We start from the raw sequence: 4,353 nt of genomic DNA, 5'->3' as shown, positions 1-4,353 counted from the left end.
GGGCGCCGACGGCGACCTGGGCAACCTGTTCCTGCAGCCGTTCGCTCCGGTCGGCGAACAGGTCCTCGTGGCGGCGCACTCGACCCCGGTCAGCAGCGTGACGAAGGTTCCGGAACCGTCGACGGCGGCGCTGATGCTGGTTGCCATGCTGGCGCTGGTCGCCTGGCGCCGGCAAGGAGCGCGCCGGCTCTGATCCGTCCTGACTTCGTCACCGAACCCCAAAAGCCTCCGTCCGGCTTTTGGGGTTTTTTCATTGTCCAGCGCGGCGAAAAATATGAACGCACCTGTTGAAATTAGGTCTACAATTTTATGGTATCGATAACGTACAATCCCATCCAGTGCGGGGCGGCAGCGCGATCACCATCCAGCACGGGACGGGACTGGCACAACCGTCGATACAGCTGTGACCAAGAAGTACTTCATTTATTAAAAACCCCTGGAGCCCGGTTCGGGTATGCAGTCGGCGCTGCCACGCCCTGCTTTTCCGGTCCGCCTCCGGTCAAAGATGTTATCGGTAACCTAAATACGAAGAGGTTAAAAATGGGGGGACAGACATGAGAACAAATAGATTCGACAATGCGCTGAGGCGCATCGTCGCCATGGCATTTTCAGTCGGCATCGCGACGACGCTGGTACCTTTACCGGGCCAGGTCGCGATGGCGGATCCGATCGATACGCTGGTGACCAGCTACCAGCCGGTGATCACGAAAACGATCGACGCGAACGGCTTCAAGCATCCCGGGGTCGGGCTGACCAAGGAGATGCTGGAGAACGCACGGGCCCAGATCCTGGCGAAGAAGGAGCCGTGGTACACGCATTTCAACATGATGCTCGGTTCGGCCTCCGCCTCGCGTACGCCGCGGATCAGGAACATGAACGGCAATGATCCCACCAAGCCGGCGTTTTACGGCCTGACGTCGCAAGGGCTGGAAGGCAACTTCATCGCGGATGCGGGTACCGTGTATACCCAGGCCGTCCTGTATCTCGTGACCGGCGACGACACCTATCGCAGCAACGCCATGCACATCATCCGCCTGTATTCGCAGATGGATCCCGCCCAATACGCGTATTACACGGATTCGCACATTCATACCGGCATTCCACTGCAGCGGATGACGACCGCGGCCGAAATCCTGCGCGCCACCAGCACGCAGACGCCTGCGCTCGCATGGACGGACGACGACACGGTCAACTTTTCGAGGAACCTGATCACGCCGGTGATCGAGACCTTCGACAACTGTAACTGCCGCTTCATGAACCAGCACCTGTACACGACGATCGCCAAGATGTCGGGTTCCATCTTCATGGGCGACCGGGACGGGTACAACCAGGCCGTCGAGTGGTTCATGGTCAACAAGGATGCCCCCGACCCTGCATGGACCGGATCGATCAAGCAATTGTTCCGGACGGTGACGAAAAACGACGCCACCGGCGAAGCGATTCCGCCGCAGATCCAGCACGTCGAAATGGGCCGCGACCAGGCGCACGGCGCGGGCGACCTCACGAACTCGGAAATCCTCGCGCGCCTGATGCTGGCGCAGGGTACCAAGGTCGATCCCGTGGCGGGCACGCCGTCGACGGCATCCAACGCCGTCGGCCCGTACGAGTTCATGGATGACCGCCTGCTGGCTGTCCATGAGCTGTGGGGCACGTACATGGTCGGCTACGACATCCCGTGGGTGCCTGTCGCCATGAGCGTCAACCCGGACGGCAGCATCCGCGCGATGTACGACGGCGTGTCGGCGGCGTATCGCGGCCGGCTCTCCCAGAACACCTGGGAAGCCTTCTACTACTACAAATACGTGCGCGGTCTCGATGTGGAACACCTCGTCCCGAACTACACGACGATCTTCGCCAAGCGCAAGGCCTACAACTGGGATGGCACCGACGGCGGCGGCGACTTCTGGCTGACGATTCCCAAGGCCGCCGAAGCGGAAGGCAGCAAATACCTGGGCATCCCCATCGTCGATCCCTATCGCGAAGTGGAAGACCGGTTCACGGCGTACGACGGCAATTCAGTGGCGCAGACCGAAGGCTCGACCGGTTTCGTGCGCACCACGGCCACACCGGAAGGCACGCGCTACGCCGTGTACACGTACGGCTGGCCCACCACGTCGATCGGGTTGCGCGTGCGTACCAACGGCCAGGCGACGATGGACCTCAACGGCACGTCGATCACGTTGCCGAACACGCGGGGCCAGTGGCGCTACGTGGTGGTGCCGTTCAACATGCCCGACTTCCTGACGCTCACCGTCACCGGCAACGGTACCACGGTCGACGTCGACCACATCAATATCCAGTCCAGCACCCTGCTGAGCCCGCCGGCCTTCAAGTCCGGCAACGGCGACACGACCGCGTACACGTATGCCGGCGCCACCATCCCGGTGACGCTCGACCTGTCCGCCACCGACCCGGCCGCGGGCGACGTCGTGACCTACAACATCGACAACCTGCCGCAGGGCGCATCGTTCGACACCAGCACGGGCGCATTCTCGTGGAAGCCGACGCAGGCCGGCACGTACACGCTCATCGTCGAGGCCTCGGACGGGACCACGGTGACCACGAAGCGCGTGATCGTCGTCGTGGGTGCCGACCGGCAGGCGGTGGTGACGGCCGTGACGGCGGCGGTCAAGCCGGACACGCTGTACGTCACGTCGACGAAGGCGGCCTACGATGGCGTCTACGCGGACATGCAAGCCACGATCGGCTCGGGCACCGACGACACCTACTTCCAGAAGCTGGCGGCATTGCGCACCGCGGTCTCGGGCCTGCAGGAACTGACCCCGCTGCTACCGGACGGCAGCATCAATTACCCCAATCTGTTCTTCAAGACGAACCTGGTGACGAACTTCGGCGGCTTTGCCGCCAACGGGATCGACAACACCGACGGCACCAACATCCCGTTCGGCACGGCCACGGACAGCAATCGCACGCAGACGATAGACTTCGGCCCCAGCTTCAAGGTGGCGGCGACCGCGTTCCAGTTCCAGCCGCCCGGCAGCTTCCCGGAACGGATCGGCGGCACGACCGTCTTCGCATCCAACGACCTCGTGAACTGGACGCGGATCACGCCCGACGAGACGCGCATGGTCGAGGAGATGCAGACGCTGAATGTGGCGGACGAGTTCCGCACCCAGCGCTACCGCTTCTTCAAGATCTCCATGATCGATCTGCTGTGGTCATACAACATCCTCGAGATGACCGAATTCCGGATCTTCGGCACCCGCTATGAAACGGTCAACAAGCTGGCCGGTGTGTCGCTGGGTTCCGACCAGGCGCTGAGGAACCGGGTCGTGCCCGGCAACACGATCAAGGTGTCGTTCCAGTCGACCGAGCCGATCAACAACGTGAGCGCCATGATCCAGGGCGAGCCGGCCACCGTCACCACCACGGACAACCTGAACTGGACGGCGACGACGGTCGTCAAGGCCACGACGGCACCGGGCCCGGTGAAGTTCCTGCTCAACTACAACACCGCCGACGGCACCGCCGCCGAACCCGTGCTGTTCACGACCGATTCGTCGACCCTGTTCATCGCCGACCAGAAGGATTACATCGGCAACCTGCTCGACATCGCGACCGTGACGGATTCCAACGGCCGCAACGCGACCGATGTGGTCACGAACGTCAACCGTCTGTTCGACGATAACCTGACGACGGGTACCGACTACCGCCTCAACGGCAGCGGCAACAATGGCTGGGTCGAGTTCGATTTCCGGGGCGGTGGCACCGTGGCACTGTCGCGGGTCGATGTCATCGGCCTGCAGGACCGGTACTCGGGCCGCATCGCCGGCACCCTGGTACAAGGTTCCAATGACAATACGACGTGGACGACGATCTCGACCGCCGCGGCGAACACGATGGATTGGCAGTCGCTGAAGATCACCGACACGACGCCATACCGCTATGTTCGCATGACCAACGCCGGCGCCTGGTTCGGCAACATGACCGAATTGCGCCTGTACGGTGCGACGGCGTCGACCAACAAGATCGCCACGGCGTCGATCAGCTCGGCGCAGGCGCTGCGTAACCGTATCGTGCCCGGCAATACCGTGAAACTGAGCTTCACGGCCAAGGAAGCGATCAGCAACGTGGCGGTGACAATCGACGGCCTGCCCGCCGCGCTCGACACGACGGACAACCTCACCTACACCGCCACCGCGACCCTGCCCCAGGGCACGCAGCCGGGACAGGTGAAGTTCGCCATCAACTACGTCACGCAGGACGGCAAGCCGGGTTACCAGGTCACCGAGACGACGGACAGCACTGCGCTGAACCTGGTCGACGAGAGCGACCTCATCCCGAACGTTCCGACCATCGCAACGCTGATCGATTCGACCACGAACCGCAACG

Annotated in this window: 2 protein-coding genes; both read left to right on the top strand. The window is 62.7% G+C overall.

Annotated features, from left to right (window positions below; genetic code table 11):
- On the top strand, positions 1–193 hold a 193-nt coding region (locus ACEN88_RS25315; RefSeq protein WP_413344112.1), incomplete at its 5' end, for a PEP-CTERM sorting domain-containing protein.
- Positions 194–599: 406 nt separating this feature from the next.
- Positions 600–4,353: putative Ig domain-containing protein (locus ACEN88_RS25310; RefSeq protein ID WP_413344111.1), on the top strand; the 3,754-nt coding region annotated here is incomplete at its 3' end.

The sequence above is a fragment of the Massilia sp. CT11-108 genome (assembly GCF_047302915.1).
Lineage (GTDB): Bacteria > Pseudomonadota > Gammaproteobacteria > Burkholderiales > Burkholderiaceae_D > Telluria > Telluria orientalis.
The sequence above is the reverse complement of the archived record's forward strand: the minus strand, read 5'-3'. Positions and strand labels throughout refer to the sequence as shown.